The organism is Streptomyces sp. NBC_00775 (genome assembly GCF_036347135.1).
Taxonomy (GTDB): Bacteria; Actinomycetota; Actinomycetes; order Streptomycetales; family Streptomycetaceae; genus Streptomyces; species Streptomyces lutosisoli.
In genome coordinates, this window is record NZ_CP108938.1 from 10,031,564 (window position 1) to 10,055,970 (window position 24,407).

23 protein-coding genes are annotated in these 24,407 nt (G+C 70.1%); 11 read left to right on the top strand and 12 right to left on the bottom strand.

Annotation, left to right across the window (positions count from 1 at the left end):
- Positions 1-61 precede the first annotated feature (61 nt).
- Together OIC96_RS44555 and OIC96_RS44560 are read left to right on the top strand one after the other, a co-directional pair.
- Positions 62-838, top strand: coding sequence for a GNAT family N-acetyltransferase (locus OIC96_RS44555; protein ID WP_330302351.1), 777 nt, complete (start codon positions 62-64; stop codon positions 836-838).
- A gap of 108 nt (positions 839-946) precedes the next feature.
- On the top strand, positions 947-1,858 hold the full coding sequence (locus tag OIC96_RS44560; protein WP_330302350.1) for an NAD-dependent epimerase/dehydratase family protein: 912 nt from the start codon (positions 947-949) through the stop codon (positions 1,856-1,858).
- A gap of 253 nt (positions 1,859-2,111) precedes the next feature.
- Here OIC96_RS44560 and OIC96_RS44565 read toward each other — a convergent pair whose 3' ends face one another.
- Positions 2,112-2,993, bottom strand: a complete 882-nt coding sequence (locus OIC96_RS44565; protein ID WP_330302349.1) for a GNAT family N-acetyltransferase — start codon at positions 2,991-2,993, stop codon at positions 2,112-2,114.
- Positions 2,994-3,083: 90 nt separating this feature from the next.
- Positions 3,084-3,347 (bottom strand): GlsB/YeaQ/YmgE family stress response membrane protein, encoded by a 264-nt coding sequence (locus OIC96_RS44570; protein ID WP_330302348.1) that lies wholly within the window; start codon positions 3,345-3,347, stop codon positions 3,084-3,086.
- Positions 3,348-3,578: 231 nt separating this feature from the next.
- On the opposite strand from OIC96_RS44570, the gene OIC96_RS44575 reads away from it, so the two are divergent.
- A complete protein-coding gene (locus OIC96_RS44575) occupies positions 3,579-5,027 on the top strand; it encodes a hydrolase (RefSeq protein ID WP_330302347.1) in 1,449 nt (482 codons plus the stop codon).
- A gap of 81 nt (positions 5,028-5,108) precedes the next feature.
- Here the strand turns inward: OIC96_RS44575 and OIC96_RS44580 are convergent, their stop codons facing one another.
- Both OIC96_RS44580 and OIC96_RS44585 read right to left on the bottom strand, forming a co-directional pair.
- A complete protein-coding gene (locus OIC96_RS44580; protein ID WP_330302346.1) occupies positions 5,109-7,835 on the bottom strand; it encodes a glycoside hydrolase family 2 protein in 2,727 nt (908 codons plus the stop codon).
- 172 nt (positions 7,836-8,007) lie between these two features.
- On the bottom strand, positions 8,008-9,189 hold the full coding sequence (locus tag OIC96_RS44585; protein WP_330302345.1) for an ROK family transcriptional regulator: 1,182 nt from the start codon (positions 9,187-9,189) through the stop codon (positions 8,008-8,010).
- A 212-nt stretch (positions 9,190-9,401) separates the two neighbouring features.
- Between OIC96_RS44585 and OIC96_RS44590 the strand changes: the two genes are divergently transcribed.
- Complete coding sequence (locus OIC96_RS44590) at positions 9,402-10,856, top strand: APC family permease (protein ID WP_330302344.1); 1,455 nt, start codon at positions 9,402-9,404, stop codon at positions 10,854-10,856.
- Between the two features lie 19 nt (positions 10,857-10,875).
- On the opposite strand, the gene OIC96_RS44595 is transcribed toward OIC96_RS44590, so the two are convergent.
- The 3 genes from OIC96_RS44595 to OIC96_RS44605 are packed head-to-tail and all read right to left on the bottom strand — an operon-like array spanning position 10,876 to position 13,273.
- A complete protein-coding gene (locus tag OIC96_RS44595) occupies positions 10,876-11,418 on the bottom strand; it encodes an AAA family ATPase (protein WP_330302343.1) in 543 nt (180 codons plus the stop codon).
- A complete protein-coding gene (locus OIC96_RS44600) occupies positions 11,415-11,999 on the bottom strand; it encodes a GNAT family N-acetyltransferase (RefSeq protein ID WP_330302342.1) in 585 nt (194 codons plus the stop codon). The genes OIC96_RS44595 and OIC96_RS44600 overlap by 4 nt, the downstream gene beginning before the upstream one ends.
- A complete protein-coding gene (locus tag OIC96_RS44605; protein WP_330302341.1) occupies positions 11,999-13,273 on the bottom strand; it encodes an aminoglycoside phosphotransferase family protein in 1,275 nt (424 codons plus the stop codon). The genes OIC96_RS44600 and OIC96_RS44605 overlap by 1 nt, the downstream gene beginning before the upstream one ends.
- Before the next feature lie 210 nt (positions 13,274-13,483).
- On the opposite strand from OIC96_RS44605, the gene OIC96_RS44610 reads away from it, so the two are divergent.
- The gene (locus OIC96_RS44610; protein WP_443058481.1) at positions 13,484-15,742 is read left to right on the top strand and encodes a molybdopterin-dependent oxidoreductase; all 2,259 of its coding nucleotides are present in this window, start codon (positions 13,484-13,486) and stop codon (positions 15,740-15,742) included.
- On the opposite strand, the gene OIC96_RS44615 is transcribed toward OIC96_RS44610, so the two are convergent.
- Complete coding sequence (locus OIC96_RS44615) at positions 15,739-16,254, bottom strand: DUF4760 domain-containing protein (protein WP_330302339.1); 516 nt, start codon at positions 16,252-16,254, stop codon at positions 15,739-15,741. The two genes, OIC96_RS44610 and OIC96_RS44615, sit on opposite strands and share 4 nt — an antisense overlap.
- A gap of 144 nt (positions 16,255-16,398) precedes the next feature.
- On the opposite strand from OIC96_RS44615, the gene OIC96_RS44620 reads away from it, so the two are divergent.
- Positions 16,399-17,166, top strand: coding sequence for an ArsR/SmtB family transcription factor (locus OIC96_RS44620; protein WP_330309970.1), 768 nt, complete (start codon positions 16,399-16,401; stop codon positions 17,164-17,166).
- Between the two features lie 134 nt (positions 17,167-17,300).
- Here the strand turns inward: OIC96_RS44620 and OIC96_RS44625 are convergent, their stop codons facing one another.
- Positions 17,301-17,741 carry an SPW repeat protein gene (locus OIC96_RS44625; RefSeq protein WP_330302338.1) on the bottom strand — a complete coding sequence of 147 codons (441 nt, stop codon included), beginning with the start codon at positions 17,739-17,741 and terminating at the stop codon, positions 17,301-17,303.
- A 176-nt stretch (positions 17,742-17,917) separates the two neighbouring features.
- Positions 17,918-18,520: a TetR/AcrR family transcriptional regulator gene (locus tag OIC96_RS44630; RefSeq protein WP_330302337.1), complete on the bottom strand. Its 603-nt coding sequence runs from the start codon at positions 18,518-18,520 to the stop codon at positions 17,918-17,920.
- 68 nt (positions 18,521-18,588) lie between these two features.
- On the opposite strand from OIC96_RS44630, the gene OIC96_RS44635 reads away from it, so the two are divergent.
- Both OIC96_RS44635 and OIC96_RS44640 read left to right on the top strand, forming a co-directional pair.
- The gene (locus OIC96_RS44635) at positions 18,589-19,440 is read left to right on the top strand and encodes an MBL fold metallo-hydrolase (protein ID WP_330302336.1); all 852 of its coding nucleotides are present in this window, start codon (positions 18,589-18,591) and stop codon (positions 19,438-19,440) included.
- Positions 19,409-19,891, top strand: a complete 483-nt coding sequence (locus OIC96_RS44640) for a hydrolase (protein ID WP_330302335.1) — start codon at positions 19,409-19,411, stop codon at positions 19,889-19,891. The genes OIC96_RS44635 and OIC96_RS44640 overlap by 32 nt, the downstream gene beginning before the upstream one ends.
- Positions 19,892-19,908: 17 nt before the next feature.
- Here OIC96_RS44640 and OIC96_RS44645 read toward each other — a convergent pair whose 3' ends face one another.
- The gene (locus tag OIC96_RS44645) at positions 19,909-20,640 is read right to left on the bottom strand and encodes a DUF4142 domain-containing protein (RefSeq protein WP_330302334.1); all 732 of its coding nucleotides are present in this window, start codon (positions 20,638-20,640) and stop codon (positions 19,909-19,911) included.
- A 563-nt stretch (positions 20,641-21,203) separates the two neighbouring features.
- Here OIC96_RS44645 and OIC96_RS50000 point away from each other — a divergent pair.
- From OIC96_RS50000 to OIC96_RS44660, 3 genes are all read left to right on the top strand, one after another.
- Positions 21,204-21,287, top strand: coding sequence for a putative leader peptide (locus tag OIC96_RS50000; protein ID WP_369265308.1), 84 nt, complete (start codon positions 21,204-21,206; stop codon positions 21,285-21,287).
- A gap of 225 nt (positions 21,288-21,512) precedes the next feature.
- Positions 21,513-22,067 (top strand): NADPH-dependent FMN reductase, encoded by a 555-nt coding sequence (gene ssuE, locus OIC96_RS44655; RefSeq protein ID WP_330302333.1) that lies wholly within the window; start codon positions 21,513-21,515, stop codon positions 22,065-22,067.
- Positions 22,068-22,177: 110 nt separating this feature from the next.
- Positions 22,178-23,326: an LLM class flavin-dependent oxidoreductase gene (locus tag OIC96_RS44660; RefSeq protein ID WP_330302332.1), complete on the top strand. Its 1,149-nt coding sequence runs from the start codon at positions 22,178-22,180 to the stop codon at positions 23,324-23,326.
- Here the strand turns inward: OIC96_RS44660 and OIC96_RS44665 are convergent.
- Positions 23,316-24,389, bottom strand: a complete 1,074-nt coding sequence (locus OIC96_RS44665; protein ID WP_330302331.1) for an acyl-CoA dehydrogenase family protein — start codon at positions 24,387-24,389, stop codon at positions 23,316-23,318. The genes OIC96_RS44660 and OIC96_RS44665 overlap by 11 nt on opposite strands.
- Positions 24,390-24,407: the final 18 nt, after the last annotated feature.

Below are 24,407 nucleotides of genomic sequence, written 5' to 3' on the forward strand. Positions count from 1 at the left end.
GTTCACTGTGGGTTACCTCATATGCGTTGCCCCAGTCGCCCCAGGGTGCTGGAGTGAGCCCATGGATCACGTTGCGGTACTGGCTCTGTTCGATCGGGACATGCGGGAAGGAGCACGGCCGGACGCCCCGGATGCCCGGGTCGAGCGCGTCGGCAAGGTAGTGCGTCAGGTCGGCGCCGAGCGGGGCTGGAACGGGGTGATCTGGTCGGACCTGGACGAGGCCGGCGCGGACGCGGCGATCGCCGAGCAGGTCAGGTACTTCGCCGACCTCGGGCGAGAGTTCGAATGGAAGCTGTATGGGCACGACAAGCCGGAGGACCTCGGGCACCGGCTGCGGACGGCCGGATTCACCGCCGCGCCCGAGGAGACGCTGATGGTCGCCGAGCTGGGCGATCTGACGCTCGACGCGGAGCCGCCCGAGGGCGTACGGCTGCTTCCCGTCACCGACCGCGCGGGTGTCGACCTCGTGGCCGAGGTCCATGAACAGGCCTTCGGCACCGACGGCACGCGCCTGCGCCACCAGCTGCTGGCCCAGCTCACCGGCGACGCGGACACGGTCGTCGCCGTCGTGGCCCTCGCCGGTGACGCCCCGGTCAGCGCGGCCCGGATGGAACTCCTGCCGGGCACCCGGTTCGCCGGACTGTGGGGCGGCGGCACGGTCGAGGCCTGGCGCGGCCGGGGCATCTACCGCGCACTGGTCGCCCACCGCGCCCGCGTCGCCGCCGAGCGCGGCTACCGCTACGTCCAGGTCGACGCCTCCAGCCAGAGCCGCCCCATCCTCGCCCGCCTGGGCTTCCAGCCGCTGACCACGACGACCCCCTACGTGTATACGCGGTGACGCCAGGCCCGTATGTCCCACGGTGCTCGCCCCTGCGCGGACAGTGACGCCGGAAAGATTTTCAGGACCCGATGTCACATCCCGGCCCGCTCGATCCGTCGCATCGGCATGACGACGAACCAGAGCATCCTCCTGGCCGGCGCGAGCGGAGTTCTCGGCCGGCACATCACCCGGGCCCTGACCGACGCGGGCCACAAGGTCACCGGCCTCGGCCGGGGCCCCGACAACGGGGTCCAGGCCGACCTGATGGACCGCGACGCGCTGCTGCGTACCGTCGACGGGCGGCACTTCGACACGGTCGTCCTCGCCGCCACCGCCCTGCGCAAGGCGCCCCTGCGCCACCGCGACATGCACGAGACCAACGCGCTGCGCATCGACGGCACCGTCCACCTCATCGAGGCCGCGCGGGCCACCGGCGCACGGCGACTCGTCGCCGAGTCGATGGTCTTCGGGTACGGATACGGCGACCACGGTGACCACGTCATCACCGAGGACGACACCTTCGGCCCGCAGGGCGCCACCGCGCAGCTGGAACAGCACATCGCGGCCATGCGCATCAAGGAACAACTCACCTTCGAGGCATGCGGGTTGGAGGGGATCGCGCTGCGCTTCGGGCTCTTCTACGGCCCCGGCGGCACCGACGCCATTCTGCCCATGCTGCGCAAGCGGCAGCTTCCCGTGGCCGACGACCAGGGCCGGGTCCTGCCGTGGATCGACCTGGTCGACGCCGCGAGCGCGGTCGCCGCCGCCGTCGAACACGGCCGCCCCGGCCAGGCCTACAACATCGTCGACCGCACCCCGCTGGGATTCGCCGCCCATGTCCGCGCCGTGGCCCAGCAGTTCGGACTGCCGAAGCCGATGACCGTACCGCTGTGGCTGATGAAGCCCATGTCGTACGCGCACGTCATGATGCAGACGGCCATGCGGGTGTCCGCGGTGAAGGCGGAGCGGGAACTGGGCTGGAACCCCGCCTACCCGTCCAGTCACGACGGGCTGGCCGCGCTCAAGGCGGCCGCCTGAGGCGCGAACGGGGGCCGAACGGCCCGGAGCCGAGGGCCAACCGGCCCCCTGTGGGTGAGGGTTCGGGACGGCATGCTGAGGGTGTGGACGCAAGCCGTCCCAGGGACTGCCTCCCGTCGCGCTCGACTCTCCCGCGCCAGGCGCTCGGTCGAGGCGGCAGGCCCGCCGGCTGTCGAGGGGGAGCCATGTCGGCGGGCCTGGACTCACACTTGGTGTTCAGCACTCCGCATCCGGCACCGGACATCCGGCCCGCTCAGAGATCGAGCTGGTACTCCACCGCTGCGTGCGTGGGCAGATAGCCGAGCGCGTCGTTGATGGAGCGCATGGGAGCGTTGCTGTCGGCGGTGTCCGTCAGCAGGCCGCCGAGTTCGGGATACGTCCGCCGGGCCAGCCGGATCGACTCCGCCTTCATCCAGAGTCCGAGGCCGTGACCGCGGTGCTCGGGCAGCACACCGGTGCCGTAGTGCTGGCCGTCACCCCGGCCGTCGCCCGGAACGACGAGTTCGGAGAAGCCGGCGATCGAACCGTCCGAGCGGTCCACCACGGCCACCGTGTGGAGCAACTCCCCGCGCTTCGCGATGGCTTCGGCCGCCGCCAGGACCCGCTCCACGTCCCACGCGACGATCCCGTAGTCGGTGCCCTCCATCGGCATGTCGTCCATGGCGCGCCGCGAGTCGGCGAAGGTCTGCGCCAGCTCGGGCGGCACGGCGCCGACCCAGTGTGTCAACTCGTAGCCCGGATGCGGCCGTTCGGCGATCTCGGAGTTCCGCGCGGAATCCAGGTCGGCCAGCGCAAGTCGTGCGTACGTCAGTGCCAGCACCCGGCGGAAGCCGCGCGCCGCCAGGAACAGATCACCGGGGGAGCCGGTCTCGGCCTGCGCGACGAGTGACCGCCGCCCGTCGTCCCGCGCCGCGGAGACGGCCGCGTCCAGGAGAGCGCCGCCGACACCCTGCCGCCGCTCGGCAGGGTGTACGGCGACCTCCAGCTCCGCCAGATGATCCTGCCCCTCCTTGGTGAACAACCGCAGAAAGGCGGAGCCCACGGGGACTCCCTCGGTGCCGGAGGCCAGCCATGCCAGGCGGCGGCTCGACGGTGTGGGCTCGGGATCGGTCAGCGGCGTGATGCGCGGTGGCAAGGTCTCTCCGTGGCGTCGGGTGTGCGGGGGCGAAGCCCGCAGAACCTAGCCGTACCGGCGCGCCACCCGCAACAGAATTGAGCCCGGCCGTCAGCGGCGCACCTTCGCCCGGTCCAGCGCCGCGACGCCCAGCGCCGCCAGGCCGATCTGGATGAGCCACTCGATCCAGTCGACGCCCTTGGTGTCGGCGACGCCGAACGCGGCGGCTATCCCCGAGCCGATGAACGCGGCCACGATGCCGACGCCGATCGTCCACAGGATGCCGATGCGCTGGCGTCCCGGGACGACGAGCCTGCCCAGTACGCCGATGATGATGCCGATGAGGATGGCACTGATGATGCCTGAGATCTCCATCTCCGCCCCTCTTTGTCGGTCCCCCGCAGTTATGTATCTGCCCCCTGGGAGCGGAGGCAGTCCGCCCCGCTTCGCGCGCCCCGGGATGCGCTCCGGCGCCCTCCTGTTCAGCCGTCGTTTCGACATGTACCGTTCAAGAATCTGTCGCGCGGAAGACGGCCAACCACCGTTCTACGCGCGGAGACTTGGCGCCCGCACCGCCTCTCCCCACCCCTCACGGAGGTTCGCCGGATGCTCGGATTCAGAAGATCCCGCCACAGACTCACCACGGCGCTGGCCGTGTTCGGACTGCTCGTCACGGGCGCGGCCGTCCAGGCGGCCACCGCCGCTCCCGCGCACGCGGCGACCACGCACCGCGTCCTGTTCGACAACGGCCACGCCGAGACGGCGGGCAACGCCGACTGGATCATCTCCACCAGCCAGCCCGACCCGCTCGGCCAGGACTCCTCCCCGTCCTCCGAGACGGACTGGACCGGCGCCCTCTCCTCCTGGGGCGTAGCCCTGCAGAACACCGGCAACTACAGCCTCAAGACGCTGCCTTCGGGCTCCAGCCTCACCTACGGCGGCTCGGCCGCGACCGACCTGTCGAACTTCGACGAGCTGGTGCTGCCCGAGCCCAACACGCTCTTCACGACCGCCGAGAAGACCGCGATCATGACGTTCGTACAGAACGGCGGCGGCCTCTTCATGGTCTCCGACCACACCGGCGCCGACCGCAACAACGACGGCTACGACGCGGTCGAGATCTTCAACGACCTGATGACCAACAACAGCGTCGACTCCACCGACCCGTTCGGCTTCTCCATCGACTCGCTGAGCATCAGCTCCGACTACCCGAGCGCCATCAGCGACAGCACCAACGCGATCCTGCACGGCTCGTTCGGCACGGTCACCAAGAGCCTCATCGCCAGCGGTACGACGGCCACGCTCAAGCCCGCCGACAACTCGGCCGTCAAGGGCCTGCTCTACCGGACCGGTTACTCCGGCAACACCGGCGCCTTCTTCGCCACCAGCACCTTCGGCAGCGGTCGCGTCGCCTTCTGGGGCGACAGCTCCCCGATCGACGACGGCACCGGCCAGTCCGGCAACACGCTGTACGACGGCTGGAACGACACCGGCGCCACCAACGCCGCGCTCGCCCTCAACGCCACCGACTGGCTCGCCGGCGCGAGCAGCAGCGGTGGTGGCGGAGGCGGTGGCGGCACCTGCACGGCCGCCCAGCTGCTCGCCAACCCCGGCTTCGAGTCCGGCAGTACGTCCTGGACCGCCACCAGCGGCGTCATCACCAACAGCAGCAGCGAGGCCGCCCGCACCGGCTCGTACAAGGCCTGGCTGAACGGCTACGGCTCGGCCAACACCGACACGCTCTCCCAGGCGGTCACCGTCCCGTCCGGCTGCTCGGCCACCCTGAGCTTCTACCTCCACGTGGACACGGCCGAGACGACCACCAGCACGGCGTACGACACCCTGAAGGCCCAGGTCGTCAACAGCAGCGGCACGGTGCTGTCGACCCTGGCCACGTACTCGAACCTGAACGCCGCCTCGGGGTACACGCAGCGCACCTTCAGCCTCGGCACCACCTATGCCGGGCAGACGGTCACCATCAAGTTCACCGGCACCGAAGGCTCCACGCTCCAGACGTCGTTCGTCATCGACGACACGGCGCTCAACGTGAGCTGAGCGGGAACCGAGCACGAGTCGTGCGACGGGGCGGACCCTGAATCGGGCCCGCCCCGTCCTGACGTACGCGCCTGCCCCGCTCTACGAGGCCGGAACCGTCTTCTCCGCCGTGTTCCACCCCGAGACCCGTACCCGAGGCGTCGACCCGTGCAGATCGGCCGTCCGGTACGTGGCCTTCAGAGTCGTCGACTCGCCGGGCCACAGGCTGACCTGGTTGTCGGACCACTGAACGGGCAGCACCGGCTTGCCCTTCGCGTCCACGAGGTGCACATCGGTGAGGAGCGACGGTGTCTTCCCGGTCCCGGTGTTCCGTACGGTGACCGTCGTCGTGGACGTGCCGTCCGGGCCCACGGAGGTCGACGCCGAAGCCGAAACCGGCACCCGCGCCATGGAGTTGAGCCCCTTGAGGTTCGCATAGCTCGTCGTCGGCGTGTACCACCAGTCGGTGTTGGCCCAGTCGAGCGTGTCGGCCCTCGTCGACAGCCAGTAGACGTTGCGGCTGACCTCCTTGCCCTGGGCGTCGGTGAGGATCAGGCGCGCGAGATAGGTCGTCGACAGCCCGCTCACCGAGGGCGGCACCGTGAGCGCGGTGCGGCGCGCCCCGTCGCCGCCCACGCTCACACCGGTCGCCGTCGTGTCGTACTTCTGTGTGCCGTCGGTGTTGAAGAGGGTGACCCGGGCCTTGAGACCGGACGCGGACGCGTGCCGGTTGTTGACCACGACGACCGAGCGGTTGTCGTACGAGTACTGGATGTGCAGCGGCTCATTGGCCTTCTTGGCGCCGAAGTAGGCACCGCCCTGGTCCAGGTAACGGTCCATCAACTGCCAGTGCAGTGACGTCCATCCACTGTTGAACATCCAGTAGACGACTCCGGTCGAGGGCTGCGAGGAGTCGGTGGCGTTGCGCCCGTACGCCTCGTACTGCGCGCGCACGTTCTCGTACTGGGCGAGCTGCGCCTTGCGTACGTAGTCCGTGAGGCCGGTCGGTGCGCCGTAGCGGCCGGTCAGGGCGGCGTCGTAGAGCTTGAGGGTGGCGAAGGTCGAGGACGGCGAGCGGTGGTACTGCTTGGCGCCGGGGTTCTTCCAGAGGGTGTCCAGTTCGGCGGGGGACATCATGCGGCGCAGGGTGTCGAGTGTGGGGATGTCGGGGCCCGCGCTGGTCTCGGAGTTGAAGCCGGTGGCACCGCCCTCGCGCTTGGCGTACCAGTAGTTCGGCGGGACCCAGTCGTACGGGCCGGTCATCTTCATGCCCGAACTGCCGGAAACCGGCGAGGAGCTGTCAGAGGCGGCGGCGACCACGGGCGTCGGCCAGTCGGCCGCCTTCAGTGCGGCCAGGTAGTTCTTCTCGATCGTCGCGTCCGGGGCGAAGTCGCTGCCGATGAGGAACGAGATGACGCTCGGGTGGTCGCGGAGCCGGGCGGCCTCGGCGGCCATCGACGCCTTGGCGACCGGATAGTCGGCCGCGGTCCACCGTTCGCCCGTCTCGCTGCCGTTGACCTGCCCCTCCCACTTGTCGCAGCACTCCCAGCCGGGCAGGGTGAGGATGCCGTACTGGTCGGCGAGGTCGAAGAACTCGTCCGGTTCGATGTGCCCTTCCAGGCGGATGGTGTTGAGGCCCAGGTCGAGCGCGTACTTCAGCCGGTCCTCGACATAGGTGCGGTCCCAGCGCAGGAACTCGTCCGGTGACCAGCCGCCGCCCTTGATGAGCAGCCTGCGGCCGTTGATGCTGTACTGCCGGGCGCCGTCGGCGTTGAGCGGGGCCTTCACCTCGCGGATGCCGAAGTCCTCGTGCGCGGTGTCCGAGGGGGCGCCGGCGACGGAGGCGGTCAGGTCGAGGCCGTACATCGGCTGGCCGCCCATGCCCGCGGGCCACCACACCTTCGGCGACTTCAGACGCAGGCCGGGGGAGTCGGCCGGGGCGAAGGTGACCGTCTTCGTCTCGTGCGCGGCGAGCGGGACGGTCTTCGTGAAGGACGTCGATCCGATGGTGCCGGAGACTGTGGCGGTGACGGCGGCGCCCGTCTCATTGCGTGCCTGAGCCTTGACGGTCAGGTCCGCCGAGGTGAGCGACGGGACGGCGAGCTTGGTCACCACGTGTGCGTCGCGCAGCGCGACCGGGCCGCCGCGGCGGACGAGGACGTCGCGGACGATGCCCATGTTCTCGTCGGGCGGCGGCTGCAGCCAGTCGATCCAGCCCATGGTGAGGTTCTTGTTCGGGGTGTTGGGCTGGACGCGGAAGGCGACGGTGTTGGTGCCCGCCCGCACCAGCGAGGTGATGTCGAGTTCGTGGTGGGTGTACGCGCCCGCCACATCGGCGGCCTTGGCGACCCGATGGCCGTTGACGTAGACGTCGGCCGCCGAGATCACCCCGCTGAAGTCCAGGTAGCTGCGCTCGGTGGTGTCCGTGACCGTGAAGTCCGAGCGGTACCACCAGGGCACGGTGAAGTCGGCCTTCGGGATCTTCTGCTGGTTGGTCGAGTAGAACGGGTCCGCGTACTTCCCCTTCGCGAGCAGCGCCGCCAGGACCGTGGAGCGGGAGCCCGCCGTGTACCAGCCGCTCGCCGGGTAGCCCGGGGAGGAGACGGCTGCCGTGGAGTCGGTGACTTTCGCCGTCGACTGGATCGCGTAGCCGGACAGCGCGGTGGTGCTGCCCGGCGCGGAGGCCACCGCGGTGACGCGGGCGTCCGGCGTGGTGACCGGCCCCGCGCCAGGGTCTCCGGCCCATGCGATCGTGGACACGGTGCACAGGAGGCCCAGGGCGACGGCGGCCGTGGTGCAGCGCCGTCGTGAGGCGGGGCGGTGGAACACGGTGGTCTCCTTGGGAGGTGGGGGAGCATCCGCGCTTCGACACTGCAAGTTAGGAAACTTTACTAACTAGGCTCACAAGCTAAGCGGCTGAGTAAGTCATGTCAATCGCTGCAAGGGCGCGCCCCGCCCCTGAAGCCGGCCGCGGCTCCCGCCGCCGGGGAGCTCGCCCGGTTCAGGAGGCCGACCGCCGCTCGAACACCACATCACGGGCCGTCCCCAGCGCCGTCGCCACCGCACCGAGCAGCACCGCGTCCTCACCCAGCCGGCTGGGCACGATCTTCGGGCGCAGCGGAGTGAGGGCGCGCAGGGTCTCGCGCACCGGACGCAGCAGCAGATCGACGCTGTGGCCCACGCCCCCGCCGAGGACCACCAGATCCGGGTCGAGGACCGCGGCCGCCGCGGCCACCGTGTGCGCGATCCGCTCGCCCTCCAGCTGAACCGCCTGGACCGCGGCGGGATGGCCCGCGCGTGCCGCGTCGAAGACGGCCTTCGCGGTGAGCTGCCCGGTCATCCCGAAGTGCCGCGCCGCCTCGACGACGGCCACGCCCGACACCGCGTCCTCCAGGGTCTCCGGCTTCTGCTGCCCCGGCCACGGCAGGAACCCGATCTCGCCGGCCCCGCCGTGCGCCCCCGTGAACAGCCGCCCCTCACTGACGACACCCATGCCGAGACCGGTGCCGATCATGATGTATGTGAACAGCCGGCTGCCCGCGCCGACTCCGTACGTGTACTCGCCCAGCGCCGCGAGGTTGGCGTCGTTGTGCACCTCCAGCGGGATGCCCAGCTCCTCGCGCATCCGGTCGAACAGGCCCGCGCGGCCCCACCCGGGCAGATGCATCGCGTACCGCACCCGGCGCTGCTTCTCGTCGTACACGCCCGGCGTGCCCACCACCGCGTGGGCCACCTCGTCCGCGCCGACACCGGAGTTGGCGACGACCTGGTGGGCCGTGGCGACCACCAGGTCGGCCATGGCGCCGGAGGTGCGGGCCCGGTTGCGTACGTCGGCCCGCGCGACCACCGCGCCGTCGAGATCGGCGACCGCGACGCGCAGCCAACTACGGCCGATGTCGATACCGAGCGCGTAACCGGCCGAGGGATCGGGGGCGTACAGGACGGCGACCCGGCCGCGCTCCGGTGTGTGGGTGCCGACCTCGTGGACCAGTCCGGCTTCCTCCAGGGCCGCGAGCGCGCTGGAGACCGTCGGCTTGGACAGGCCCGTCTCGCGGGCGAGCTGGGCGCGTGAGGCGGCGCCGCCGGTGCGCAGCCGGTCGAGCAGCAGCCGCTCGTTGGTGCTGCGCAGCCGCCGGCGGTTCCAGGGCTGTTCGGGCTGCTCTGCGGCGTCGCTGGCGGGCATCGCACCATTCTCACGCATTCATGACACCCTCTTGACGCATCTAGTAAGGCTCCTTAACTTTATCGCCCAGTCAGCCTCGCCGGGCGAGCCAAGGGGAGCCCAGCGCCGGCCGGTCACCCGCCGCCCTTGATCCGCCGCCTTTCGTCCGTCGGCCGCCACTGAGGCCGGCCGTCACCACGTACCTCTCCCCGCGTCCCGCTTCAGGAGGACCCATGTCCGGCAGCCCGCCACCCAACGGCGGTTTCGTCCGCCGCGTCGGCCTGTTCCAGGCCACCGCCATCAACATGAGCCAGATGTGCGGCATCGGACCGTTCGTGACGATCCCGCTGATGGTCGCCGCGTTCGGCGGCCCGCAGGCCGTCATCGGCTTCGTCGCCGGCGCCCTGCTGGCACTCGCCGACGGGCTCATCTGGGCCGAACTGGGCGCGTCGATGCCCGGCTCCGGCGGCAGTTACGTCTATCTGCGCCAGGCCTTCCAGTACCGCACCGGACGGCTGATGCCGTTCCTGTTCGTGTGGACGGCCATGCTCTTCATCCCGCTGATCATGTCCACCGGCGTGGTCGGCTTCGTCCAGTACCTGGGCTACCTGGCCCCCGACATGGGCAGGACCACCGGGGACCTCATAGGGCTCGGCATCGTCGCCCTCGTGGTGATCCTGCTGTGGCGCGGCATCGAGCACATCGCCCGCATCACCGCCGTCATGTGGGCCGTCATGATCACCTCGGTCGTCCTGGTGATCCTCGCCGCGGCCACCGACTTCAGCGCCCACCTGGCCTTCACCTACCCGGCGCACGCCTTCGAGCTGACCAGCGGTCACTTCTGGCTCGGTTTCGCCGCGGGCCTGACCATCGGCATCTACGACTACCTCGGCTACAACACCACCGCGTACATGGGCGCCGAGATCAAGGACCCGGGCCGCACCCTGCCCCGCTCCATCATCTTCTCCATCCTCGGCATCATGGCGATCTACCTGCTGCTCCAGATCGGCACGCTCGGCGTCATCGACTGGCACCGGATGACCGATCCAGGGGACATCGCCTCGACCTCCGTGGCGTCGGCCGTCCTGGAGGAGACCTGGGGCAAGGGCGCCGCCGACACCGTCACGGTCCTCATCCTCATCACCGCGTTCGCCTCGGTCTTCACCGGACTGCTCGGCGGCTCCCGAGTGCCGTACGACGCCGCCCGCGACCGCGTGTTCTTCCGCCCCTACGCCAAGCTGCACCCCAAGCACCGCTTCCCGATGCTGGGCCTCGCGACCATGGGCGTCATCACGGCGATCGGCTTCCTCATCGGCCGCCACACCGACCTGGCCACGCTCATCCAGCTGCTCACCACCGTCATGGTGATCGTCCAGGCGCTGGCCCAGATCGTCGCCCTCTCGGTGCTCCGCAAGCGGCAGCCGGGCCTGCGCCGCCCGTACAGGATGTGGCTCTACCCCGTACCGAGCTTCCTCGCGCTCGCGGGCTGGCTGACCATCTACGGATACGCGGACAAGAACTCCCCGGGCCGCCACCCCATCGAATGGTCCCTCGCCTGGCTCGCCCTCGGCTGCGTCGCCTTCGTCATCTGGGCGCGCCTGGAGAAGGTGTGGCCCTTCGGGCCGAAGGAGCTCAGCGAGGAGTACCTGACCGCGCCGACTCCGGAAACGGAGCCCGCCGGGACGTGACGCGGCGGCGCCGCCCTCTTCAGGAACCGGCGGACATCCAGCCGGTGGCGGCCACGACCTCACGCGCGATATCGGTCACCGCGCGGTCGTCGGTCGCCACCCGCACGGTGTCCGCGGGCGCCCGCTCGTCCAACAGCCGTGCCTTGCGGGCGCTGTTCTCCATCTCCCGCTTCAACTCGGAGCCGATCTCCCGCGCCTTGAGCCGCTCGGCGGTGATCTCGTCGGTGGCGGTCAGCAGCACCCGTACGAGTCGTACGTCTCCTCCCATCGCGCGCTCGAACAGGCCCGTGGACTGGTCCAGCACGCTCACGGTGTTGGTGTAGATCAGGCGCCGGTAGCCCAGTTCGGCGAAGTTCCCCCATACCGCCCGCAGATTTCGCTCGGTCACCGCCGCGCGGTGCGGATCGCCCTCCGGCGCCGGGTGCACGTAACCCATGCAGTCGCCCTCGATCACCGCGTGGGCGACCTCCGCGGCACGCAGTTGCGCCGAAATCTCCCAGCCCACGGTCGTTTTGCCGACGCCCGCGCGTCCCCCGATGAGCAGGACCTCCGCGCGGGTCACCGGCGGCGCCCTTCGCCCGCGACGTCGTCGCCTTCGAGATGGCTCCAGGTCCGCAGGACGACCACCCGGCCCTTCGCCTCACGAACGACCGGTTCGTCGTCGGTCAGCACGAACCCGGCGGCCTTGGCGACCGCCTCGCTCGCCCCGTTCCCGTTCTCTATGCACAGGACCACCCGCCGCACCACGGCGCGCCCCTTCGCGAAGTCCACCGCGAGCCGGACCGCGCGGGTCGCGAGCCCTCGGCCCCGGTACGCGGCCCCTACGCCATAGGCGAGTTCGACGTCCCGCCCGTCGGCCGCGCTGCGGAACAGCAGGATCTCACCCTGCGGCGCCCCGCCGTCCGTGGTGATGGCCAGCTGCACCACATGCCCCTCGGTACCTTTCTGCGCGGCGGCGGCCAGATACGCCCGCGCGGCCTCGGTGTCGAACGGCGACACGACCGGCGTCCACCGGTCGATCTCGGGATCGTCGTAGATCGCGACGAGGTCCGCCACGTCGTCGGCGGACCATTCGCGCAGCTGAAGCCCGAGCCCTTCGATGCGCAGCGGCCTGGGAACGTCGAACGTCGGTCGGCTGTCCATCAGTTGATCCTGCCGTGCGGAGTGGCTGCCGGCCAAGAGGTGCTCGCGGGGCCGAGGTCCGGGGCGGGGCCGAGGTACGGGCTCGGCTGCTCGGCGCACCGCACCGCCGCGCGGATCTCGTCCGCCGGATCTCCCCGATGGTAGCGCCGCTCCGAAGGCTCGATGCCGTCGAGGAACTCCTGGTAGCGGACGGCGTACGTGAGATGGGCGAGTGGCTCGGCGAGGGCGAGGGCGCGCGCCGGATCGGCGGCCGGGACCCGCGCCTTCCAGGCGTCGGTCCAGGCGCGGGCGGCCTGCGCGCGACGCGGCCCGGGGAGGAAGTCGTGGACACGCAGTCCGTCCAGGACCGGGTTGCCCCAGTGGGCGTCGGCGAAGTCCACGACCACGGGTGCGCCACCGGCACCGCGCCAGTTGCCGGGATGGAAGTCGCCGTGCACGAGCGTGTCGGGCAGTCCGCACTCGGCGAGGAGGTCCCAGCGGTTCATCAACTCCCTTGCGCGGGCGATCTCTTGGGCGTCCAGCTCCCGCGCGACCGGTCCGTCGAGCAGCTCCTGGAGCTGTGCGGTGAGGACCGGCGCACGCCAGTCCCGGATGCCGGGCAAAGGTGCGGAAGCCAGCGCTGTCTGCGCCGCCACGAAGCGCTCCATGACGGCGGTGACCGTCTCGGACGACGCCTGCCAGCAGTCCTCGCCGGGTATGTGCTCCATCAGCATGCGGTGCTCGCCGGATCCGAGGACGGTTGCGACCAGACCGGGGTCGACCCGCGCGAACGCGCCCACGACCGTGCTCTCGTCGGCCGCGAAGCGCGGTGTCGTCTTGAGCCAGACCGTGCCCCGCGCCGTGGGCAGCCGGAAGAGTCCGGCCAGATTCCATGTACGGCGCTGCTCGACCGGACCGGTCACCGGCCGCCCCGCCGAGGCCAGCGTGTCGGCCGCCCAAGCGAGGAGGTCGCGCAGACCGTCGGCCCGCGCCCACGGCGCCCGCAACACCTGGGGACCGTTCAACAGGCCCTGATCTACGGGGAGTCGGTCGAGCAGTCCGGGCGCGGGGCGCGCCAACGCCTCGACGTGGTACGTCACATGGCCGTCCCGTCCGCCCGCACCGCCGTCGACGTCGACGAGACGCAGGACCAGCACCGGAACGCCGAGCAGCCCCTCCAGATGGCCGATGACCGGTTCCACCTCCGACCACCAGGGGATGTCCACGGGGAAGGGTCCGGCGACACCGAGGAAGTCCCCGCCCGAGGTCACCCATGCGCTCACGGTTCGGCTCACGGCGCCAGTGTGAGGGGCGACGGCTGTCGACGGCGAGCGAATATGCGGGCCTCCGCCAAGTGGGTTGCTCTATAGGACTGACGGCGCTACCGTCCAGTAAGTTGTCGGCGGGACAGCGGTACGCCGACACACGGCACAGGCGCAGGGCGCAGATACAGGGCACAGACACAGGACTCACTGGAACCCGCTGGGCGTGAGGAGCCGATGAGCGTGGCCGACACCGGACAAGAGACCTGGCAGACCTCCGCGTGCATCCTCTGCGAGTGCAACTGCGGAATCGAAGTCCAGCTGGACGGGCGGCGCTTGGCCCGGATCCGCGGCGACAAGAGGCACCCCGCCTCGGCCGGCTACACCTGCGAGAAGGCGCTGCGCCTCGACCACTACCAGAACGGCCGCCACCGGCTCACCTCCCCGCTGCGCCGCCGCGCCGACGGGACGTACGAGGAGATCGACTGGGACACCGCGCTCGATGAGATCGCCGAGCGGCTCATGGCCGTGCGCGACGAGCACGGCGGCGACAAGATCTTCTTCTACGGTGCCGGAGGCCAGGGCAACCACCTGGGCGGCCTGCACACCAAGGCGCTCCAGGCGGCCCTCGGCAGCCCGTACTTCTCGAACGCGCTCGCTCAGGAGAAGACCGGCGAGATGTGGGTCGACGCGAAGCTCTACGGAGGTCACACCAAGGGCGACTTCGAGCACGCCGAGGTCGTCGTCTTCCTCGGCAAGAACCCCTGGCAGTCGCACAGCTTCCCGCGGGCCAGGCCTACCCTGCGTGTCCTCGCCAAGGACCCAGGCCGTTCGATGATCGTCCTCGACCCGCGGCGCAGCGAGACCGCCGAGCTCGCCGACTACCACCTCCAGGTACGGCCGGGCACGGACGCGTGGTGCCTGGCCGCCCTGCTCGCCGTCATCGTCCAAGAGGACCTGTGCGACGCCGAGTTCATCGAAGCGCACACGACGGGGACCGCCTCGGTGCTCGACGCGCTGGCCGGCGTACCGGTGACGGAGTACGCGGCCCGCTGCGGAGTGGACGAGGAGCTGCTGCGGTCGGCGGCGCGGCGCATCGCGACGGCCGCGAGTGTCACGACGTACGAGGATCTGGGCGTCCAGCAGGCACCCCACAGCACCCTGGTGTCGTATCTGAACAAGCTGCTGTGGATCCTGACCGGGAACTTCGGGCGGCCCGGCACGATGTTCCTGCACTCCGCCTTCGCCGCACTCGCAGGCGGCAGCGGGAAGTCCGGCCGCGGGCGCCGCACCCCGGTCACCGGAGCGAAGATCATCTCGGGTCTGGTGCCGTGCAACTCCATCGCCGAGGAGATTCTCACCGACCACCCCGACCGGTTCCGCGCGATGTGGATCGAGAGCGCCAACCCCGCCCACTCGCTTGCCGATTCACGCGCCTTCGCCGAGGCGCTGGACGTCCTCGACCTGGTGGTCGTCGTGGATGTGGCGCTCACCGAGACCGCCCGGCGCGCCGACTATGTCCTGCCCGCGGCCAGCCAGTTCGAGAAGTGGGAGGCGACCTTCTTCAACACCGAGTTCCCGCACAACGCCTTCCAGCTCCGCCCGCCCGTCCTCGACCCGCTGCCCGGCACCCTCCCGGAACCCGAGATCTACGCCCGGCTGCTGCGCCGCCTGGGCGCCGCCGACGAGGGACTCCTGATCACCCTCACCAAGGCGGCCCACACCTCACGCGCCGCCTTCGGCCAGGCCTTCTTCGCCGCGGTGGGGGAGGACCCGGCGCTGTTCGGTCTCGCCCCGTACCTCCTGTACGAGACGCTCGGCACCGCACTCCCGGAAGGGCGGCGCGCCACGGCGCCGGTGTGGGGACTGGCCCAGCTGTGCGCGATGACGTACCCGGACGCCGTGCGCCGCGCCGGATTCCCCGATGGGGACGCCCTCTTCGACGCGATCGTGGCAACGCCCTCCGGGGTCACCTTCACGGTCGACGACTGGGACGACGTATGGACCTATGTGCGCCGCCCCGATCGCCGATTCACGGTGGAGGTTCCCGAACTGATCGAGAAATTGCGGGAGTTGGGGGATCCGGAGACATCCCTCACGAGTGACGCGTACCCACTGGTCCTTTCGGCGGGCGAGCGCCGCTCCTTCACCGCCAACACCATCTACCGTGACCCGACCTGGCGCCGCCGCGACGCGCAGGGCGCCCTGCGCGTCAGCCCGGCCGACGCCGGCCGACTCGGCCTGAGCACCGGGTCCGCGGCCCGCCTGCACACCGAACGCGGCAGTGCCCACGTGGTCGTCGAGGTCACCGACATGATGCGCGAGGGCCATATCTCCCTGCCCAACGGCCTCGGCGTCGACCACCCCGACCACGGCACGGTGGGGGTCGCCCCCAACGACCTCACCTCCCTGCACCACCGTGACTGGCTGGCCGGAACCCCGTGGCACAAGCATGTTCCGGCGCGCTTGGAGGCCCTGGGCCCGGTCCAGACCCTGTCCTAGGCGGGCGGCAGGCGCCGGAGATCAAGTGCGGTGTGGATGGCCGGTCCGGGAGTCTGCTTGGCGCGAGCCGCGAGATCCTCGAAGTACGTCATGGTCAAAGTGCCGTGCCGGGCCCGCTCGTTGTAGATGTAGGGGCTCAGCGCCTCCCACATTCTCTGGACGTTGACGCTGTAGGACCCGAGTACGAGATGCTCGTCGACGACCCCGTGGGCGACCAGCTTTCCGACGTCGTCGTAGAACTGTCCGACGCGCCGTATGTGCTCCCGCGGCTCCGGCGGCAGGTTCCGGTAGCCGTCGTGATGGGGGTGCCGCGGAGCCAGTTCGGTGCGGATGTACTCGACGGATCGCAGGAATTCGGGACTGCGTGTCTCCTTGAACATGTCGATGATGATCGGCAGGACGTTGGAGTTGTGCGCCAGTCGCAGCTGTCCACGCGACATCGCGATCGAGGTGGCCAGGGCGGTGACCGACACCCCGAGGGCCAGCAGGTTCAGCATCAGAGACCCATCCATGCCGTGAGGCTAGCTTCACGGCGCCCGGATTCCTGTGCGTCTTGTGAATCTTGAGGCCGACGGGTCCACAGTGGCGGCGGCATCCTTGACATGCAAGTGACTGCCTGCATAACGTGGGGCGTGCGATCAGACGACGACTCCGCGATGGACCAGGTCTTCAAGGCGCTGGCCGACGGGACACGAAGGCGGCTCCTCGACCGGCTGCACGAGCACAGCGGTCAGACGCTCGGTGAGCTGTGCGAGCGCATCGACATGACACGTCAGTCGGTGACGCAGCACCTCGCCGTCCTGGAGGCCGCCAACCTCGTCAGCACCGTGCGCCGGGGGCGGGAGAAGCTGCACTACCTCAATCCGGTGCCGCTCCACGAGATCCAGGAGCGGTGGATCGACAAGTTCGAGCGCCCGCGGCTGCGCGTGCTCGGCGATCTCAAGCGACGAGCGGAGGAATCCATGGCCGACAAACCGAGCTTCGTGTACGTCATTTACATCGAGAGCACACCTGAGAAGGTCTGGGACGCGCTCACCGACGCGGACCTGACCGCCGTCTACTGGGGCCACCGCAATGTCTCGGACTGGAGGCCCGGTTCCCGCTGGGAACACCGGCGTGCGGATGGCTCGGGCATCGCCGATGTGGTCGGCACCGTCGTGGAGAGCGACCGTCCCGCCCGGCTGGTGACCACCTGGGCCGCGCCCGAGGAGGAGGGGCAGGAGGACAAGTACTCCCGGGCCACCTTCGACATCCAGCCGCACGGCGACATCGTCCGCCTCACCGTGACCCATGAGGACCTGGCCCACGAGGCCATGCTGCGGGACACCGCCGCCGGCTGGGCCGCGGTGCTGTCCAACCTGAAGTCCTTCATCGAGACCGGCAGCCCGCTGCCGCAGGAGCCGTGGCTGGTGCCGAACCGCTGAACGGCCAAGGAGAGGCCGGTCCGCGCGGGGCGGGCCGGCCTCCGTCTTCCTCTTCCTTCAGTTCTCGCCTTCAGCTTTCGCTCCTTTCCGCCACTTCCTTCTGTTTCCTTCCGCTTCCTTCCGGGCTGCCGGGTCTACGCCCGGGGAATGCTCTTCGTCGCCGTGACCGCGCACATCGCCCCCAGCACCACGGCCAGTGCGCCGATGATGATGCTGTTGAGGACGACTCCCGTGTCCGGGCTGGTGCCGACAATCCACGGCGAGATGATCATCCACGTGCCGATCGCGCAGATGGCCCAGCTCAGGCCGTACATCCTCTCCGGCGTGACGGTGAATCCGAGGGCCAGCACGGCAATCGCGATACCGATGACCAGGTTGTGGGTCACCAGGGCGGGCTGGCTCGTCGAGTAGTGGAGTATCCACGGGGACACGGCGCAGTACAGACCGAGCAGGAACACCGGCCCGTCCACGAGCGCCACATCGCGACCACCGACCATGCGGTCATACCGAGCCCGCATTTCGGATACATCGGGGTGACTGGTGATGTCACCCCTGGGGTGCGAGACGTTGGCCATGACTCGTCTCCTTCGATCGCTCTCGATCTCCACGGCCTGACCGCGTCTGGTGCGGTATGCGGTAAGCGCCGTGTACATCCATTCTGCGCTTATTTCTTCTTTATGTGTAGAGCTGGCGGGTCCGAAGGGGCATGAGTGATGCACTCCGCCGCTCCGCGGGGCCGAAGAGGGTCGCCTCAGGGGGCGATGAGCAGGCGGGCGATGGCGCGCCGGGCCCGCGTGGGCGCCTGCGGATCGCGGTGCAGCTGGATGGACTGATCGGCCGCCAGGGCAACGCCGTTGAGTTCGAAGACGAGCTGGTCCACGTCCGTGCGCTCCGGGAGCTCGCGATTGTCGACCGCGGTGTTCAGCTCCGACGCCACGTACGCCGACCACGCGGCGAGCGCTTCCAGCACCGCGTCGCGGACCGGGCCCGGGCGGCCGTCGAACTCGCTCGCCACGGAGGTGAGGAAGCAGCCCCCGTGGCCCTCGCCCCCGGCCATGTAGTCGATCCACTCGTCGAAGGCGCGCGCCAGCCGCTCGGTACCGGGCCTGGCGCCCACGGCGCGCGCCGGCACCCGCAGCCGGAACCTCTCGACCGCCGCCTCCAGTACGGCGAGTTGCAGCGCCTCCTTGCTGCCGAAGTGGCCGATCACCCCCGCCTTGCTCATCTCCAGATCGGTCGCGAGCCGGCCGATGGTGAGGCCTTCGAGGCCCTCCCTGGAGGCCAGCGCGAGGGCGCTCTCGATGATCCGGTCGCGGGTGGCGGCGGTTTCGGCAACGGACTTGCGCGGGCTCATGAAGTCACTTTAACCTAACGACCGTTCGCAATTAGCTTACGATCGTTCGTTACCTAAGGGGGTTCACCGTGAAGATCCACCACCTGAACTGCGGTTCCATGCGGACGATCGACACCGAGCAGGGGAACCTGCCCGCGGTCTGTCACTGCCTGCTCGTCGAGACCGACCGCGACGGACTCGTCCTCGTCGAGAGCGGCATCGGTACGGCCGATGTGGCGCGGCCGGAGGAGAGCCTCGGCGCGGAGTTCCTCGGCCGGGCCCAGCCCGTCCTCGACCTGGCCGAGACCGCGCTGCACCAGGTCGTCGCGCTCGGGTTCCGCCCCGAGGACGTCCGGCACATCGTGCTCAGCCACCTCGACCTCGACCACGCGGGAGGCCTCGCCGACTTCCCCTGGGCCAAGGTCCATCTCAGCGAGGCCGAACACCGCGCGGCGATGGCGGCACCCGGCACCCACCCCGAGGACCGGCTCCGCTACCGCCCGGCCCAGTGGGCGCACCGGCCGCACTGGGTGACGTACGCGCGGCCCCAGGGCGACCCCTGGTTCGGCTTCGACGCGGTCCGCCCGTTGGAGGGCCTGGACGCGGACATCCTGCTCGTTCCCCTGGGCGGCCACACCGCCGGCCACAGCGCGATCGCCGTCGAGGCTCCGGACCGATGGCTCCTGCACTGCGGCGACGCCTACTACTTCCACCGCGAGATCGATCCCGACCGACCCCAGGGCCACCCCGGCATGGACGTCCTCCAGCAGATCACCGAGGTGGACAGGCCGCTGCGGCTCGGCAACCATGCCCGTCTGCGGGAACTTGTGCGTCTGCACGGCGACGAGGTCGACGTCTTCAGCGCGCACGACCCTTGGGAACTGGCACGGTTCACGGGCGGAGGCAGGGATGCGGGAACCGAGTGGGCGGGAACCGAGTGAGGACGAGTTGTCGACGCCGCGCGAGGGCGAGTTGGCGCTGCGGTTGCCCGAGCGGGTCTGGACAACGCCGTACGTCGGCCGACGCTTTCCCGGCTCACGGTCCGTCGCCGAGAAGCCGGGCCTCACCGAGGGCGCCAACTGCCAGTTCTTCGCCTACGAAGTGCTCCGCCACTTCGGCCTGGACATTCCCGCGTGGCGGTCGAGCGACCTGTGGGCCGACACCGAACTCACCGAACGCGTACGCGTTCCCAGGCCGTTGGACCTGGCCCTCTTCAACGCCGACGACACCGCGTGGGGCGCCCACGTCGGGGTGGCCGCGGGGGAGGGGAAGGTCCTTCACCTGTGCAGAGAGGCGGGCCGTCCGGCCGTCTGGACCCTGGAGGAGTTCACCGCACGGGAGCGCTACCACACCCTGCTGGGTTTCAAGCGCGTACGGCCCGGACGTGCCTGACGGAAGAGGGCGTCGCCTCATCCCACCGTCGGTGTGGGCGACAGGGAAGCCGAGGCTCCGTCCGCGGGCGGACTGAGCACGACGGTCGGCTCGCCCTGCTGCGGTGCCGGAGGCGTGACGTCCTGTGCGGGCAGATTCGGGTTCTTGGTCTCCTGGAACAGCACCTGATCGAAGTTGACCAGCCCGGTCTTCTCCATCACCGTGATGTGGTCCAGCACGGTGTCATTGGCCTGGTCGGCGAGTTGACGTACCAGCGTGTTCTCGGTCGTGGCCCGGATCTTCGCGATGACCGGGAAGATCTGCCCGTGGGTCACCCGCAGGATGTTGGCGAGGTCGTTGTCGAACTGCTTGCCGCTGTCCCCGCTCAACGTCGCCACGAATCCCTGCTGTTGCGGCGACGGCTTGTTGGGCAGGGTGATACCGAGTTGGGTGGCGACCTTGCGGCAGGTGGCGTCCAGCGCGGAATGGCCCTTGATCAGGTGCTGACCGGCGGTCCTGACCGCCGGGGTGGTGCCCTTCTGCAGGGCCAGCTGCCCGGAGGGGTACTCCCACAGTCCGGCCGCGCGCACCTTGACGACGAAGTCGCGGTCGGCCTCGGTCAACGGGCCCGTCGAGGTCTGGGCGATGACGCGCGTCGGGGAGCTGGCCGTGTTCTGCAACCCGAGCACGGCGGGGTAGGCGAGTGCGGCGATGGTCATGCTCAACGCGCCGGCCACGAAGAGGGTTCCCACGTTCCGAGTGATGCGCATTGAGCCTCCTGGCGGGGCGGCAGCCCAGAGCCGGTCGCTCTGCGCCGCCGCGTGGTGGATCCGGTGCCGATGGATCCGGTACGGGTGGTTCGGACGCCCACCAGTACGGTCCTGCGCGGGAGGGAAATCTTTACTCCGGGTAAAATCCGTGGTGCCCGATCGCCCGGCCGACAGGTGATGGCGCCGCGCCACTCCAGCGGGTCGCCGATGACGCTGAAGTCGGGCAGGACCGTGGCGTTGCGATCAGCGGCTCTCCGCCGTCGAGGAAGCCGGACACCCACACCGTGTCCAGTGAGACCGGGGGACCGTCCGGGCGTACGCACAACACCGGGCGCCCGCACGGCAGTTCGGCGCGCTCGAAGTTTCCGGCAGATCGACGCCGAGCCGGGTGACCGCCGCGACGTATTCCAGCTGCTCAATTCGCACCGCAGCCGATTGCCGATGAGCTCGCGCCGCGTTCAAGGGTTTCCTTATGACGCCTTCGTGAAATTCGGCGGTCCGGGATACGAGACCGGTCGGCCATTCCTTGACGGTCCGGACCGGGGGCTGCGACCATCGGCGACATGAAGACGCGACTGGACCTCACGCGACGACGCCATGTCGACCTCGCGCGTGTCTCCAGCTCCTTCTGTTGTCGCGAAGCCTGACGATCCCGACGGTAGGGCCCCTTCGCACGGGCCGGTTCGCCCCGGTGTTCTCTCCCCGCACGGCGCACCTGGACCCATTGCCTTGCCCGCCGCACCCATTTGGCCGCCCGCATTCGTCGTGAATTGCCGGGCCTGAATTCGTCATGCCCTTGTTCCGCACGCCGGGAGTTGTGCGTGCCCCCGGCAGAATCCGCGACAGATTCCGTACCTCATGAAAGAGGGCTCATGGCCACCGTCCTGTCCGTCTCCGGCAGTCCCTCCGTCTCCTCCCGCACCGCCAGACTGCTGCGCCACCTGGACACCCGACTCGCCGCGCAGGGCCACGAGGTGATCCCGCTCGACGTCCGCACGATCCCCGCCGAGGCACTGCTCGGTGCCGACTTCAAGCACCCCGCCATCGTCGCGGCGACCGAACTCTTCGCCCGAGCCGACGGCGTCGTCATCGGCACCCCCGTCTACAAGGCCGCCTACTCCGGCGTGCTCAAGGCCCTGCTCGACCTGCTCCCGCAGTACGCCCTCGCCGGAAAGACCGTCCTGCCGCTCGTTACCGGAGGCAGCACCGCCCATGTTCTCGCCCTCGACTACGCCCTGCGTCCGGTGCTCAACTCCATGGGCGCGGCGCACATAGTCCAGGGCTGGTTCACCCTCGACAAGGACATCACCACGGGTGAGGACGGGAGCATCACCGTGGCACCGGGCACAGCCGAGGCCCTGACCCAGGTCGTCGACCAGTTCTCGGCCGCCCTGGGGCGTACGCCCCTGCTGGCCGCGGCGGGGTGACCGTGATCGCCGGCGCATCGGCCGTCGCGCACTGAGCGGCACCAAGCCGCCCCGTCACGGCCTCCCGCAATCCCCTGGCCCCCGGCCCCCCACGATCGGAGAACGCCGCCGTGTCCCTCACCTTCCACTGGTTCCTGCCCACCAACGGCGACAGCCGGCATGTAGTCGGTGGCGGCCACGGCACCCCTGCCACGGCCACCGGCCGGGACCGGCCGCCGACCGTCGCCTATCTGAGCCAGATCGCCCGCGCCGCCGAGGACCTGGGCTTCGTCGGTGCGCTCACCCCCACGGGCGCCTGGTGCGAGGACGCCTGGCTGACCACCGCGATGGTCAGCCAGCACACCGAACGGCTGAAGTTCCTGGTCGCCTTCCGCCCCGGCTTCGTCTCGCCCACGCTCGCCGCGCAGATGGCCTCCACCTTCCAGCGGCAGACCGGTGGACGGCTGCTGCTCAACGTGGTCACCGGCGGCGAGAGCCACGAGCAGCGTGCCTACGGTGACTTCCTCGACAAGGACGCCCGCTACCGCCGTACCGGCGAATTCCTCCAGATCGTGCGGGACTTGTGGGACGGCAAGACCGCCGACCTGGCCGGCGAGCACCTCCAGGTCGAGGACGCCAGGCTCGCCAGGGTCCCCGACCCGGTCCCCGAGGTCTACTTCGGCGGTTCCTCGCCCATCGCCGGAGAAGTCGCCGCCCGCCACGTCGACGTCTACCTCACCTGGGGCGAACCGCCCGCCCAGGTCGCCGAGAAGATCGCCTGGATCCGGGGACTGGCGGCGAAGGAGGGGCGTACCCTCCGGTTCGGCATCCGGCTGCACGTCATCACCCGCGACACCTCCGAGCAGGCCTGGACCGAGGCGCACAAACTCCTCGACGGCTTCGACCCGGAGACCGTGAAGTCGGTCCAGGCGGGGCTCGCGCGCAGCGAGTCGGAGGGTCAGCAGCGGATGCTCGCGCTGCACGGCGGCGGTCGCGAAGGCGGTCGCGACGGCCTGGAGATCCACCCCAACCTGTGGGCCGGGATCGGCCTGGTCCGCGGCGGCGCGGGTACCGCCCTGGTCGGCAGCCATGACGAGGTCGCGGAGCGCATCAAGGAGTACCACGCCCTCGGCATCGACGAGTTCGTGCTCTCCGGCTATCCGCACCTGGAGGAGGCGTACTGGTTCGGCGAGGGCGTCCTGCCGCGCCTTGCCGCGCAAGGTCTGTGGCAGCACCCGTTCGCGCCCGTGCCTGCCGCGCAGGTGCCCTTCACGAGCTGAGCGAGCCGGGAGAGCCGAGCGCACCGAGGTGTGCGCCGCGCACCTCGGCCGTCTGCCCCTGCACCAGCAGGAACATCCCCTCCCGGGCCAGCCGCTGCGCCGGGCTGCCCAGGTCCATGGACCGCCCGCCACCGGCCACGACCGCCGCGGTCGTGGCCGCCCGCATGACGTCGTACGCCCGTGTCTTGGCGGCCAGTCGCTCCTCGATTCGCTCGGTCGGTACGGGGTGATCGGCCAGCTGGTACGCCTGCCGTCGCACCTCGTCGAGGCGGGCGCGCAGCACGCGCGCGGTCTCCTTCGCGGCGGGATCGCCGTCCACCGAATCCAGCAGATCGAGCGCCGACGCCGTGACTCCGAAGACGGCCGGTGAGGCGTTGGTGCTCTTCGGGCGATCGGTGGCCGCCCAGGTCTGGTACGGGCTGCGCAGGGCGACCGCGTCATCGGGCAGCCACAGTCCGTCCAGCTCCAGCGAGACGGTCCGGGAGGCGGTGAGCGCGGCGAGCCGCATCGGAGGGGAAGGGCGCAGACCGGGCTGCTCGCGTGCCTCGGTGAACGCGAACAGCGCCTCGTCCGCGTCCGTCACCCCCGCAAGGAGCATCACGTCGTTGAGCCCCCAGCCCGTGTACCAGGGCACCGTCCCGTCGAAGCGCCAGCCGCCGCGCTCTCGCGTGACCCGGACCGGGATACGGGGATGGGCGCGCAGTTGGGCGTAGGCGACCCCGGAGAGCAGCTCCCCCTTCGCGAGCGGCCCCAACAGCCGTTCCCGCACGGGAAGTTCACTTCTGGCCAGCGTCATCACCGGCGTGTGGTGCTGGGTCTGCACGAACCATGTCGAGCAGCACGCCCCGGCCAGGATCTCCGCGGTCTCCCGGGCCACCGAGGCGGGCGCCGCCGCCCCGCCGTACGCGACTGGCGCGCTCACCCCGAGCAGCCCCGACCGCTTGACCGCCTCGATACTGCTCGCGGGCACGCCCTCCTGGTCCACGCGCTCCGCCTGGGGCGCCAGCACCTCGGCCGCCAGCAGCCGGGCCCGGGCGACGAGCGGATGCGGTGGGGTGGTCATCGAAGGAATCTCCCGTTC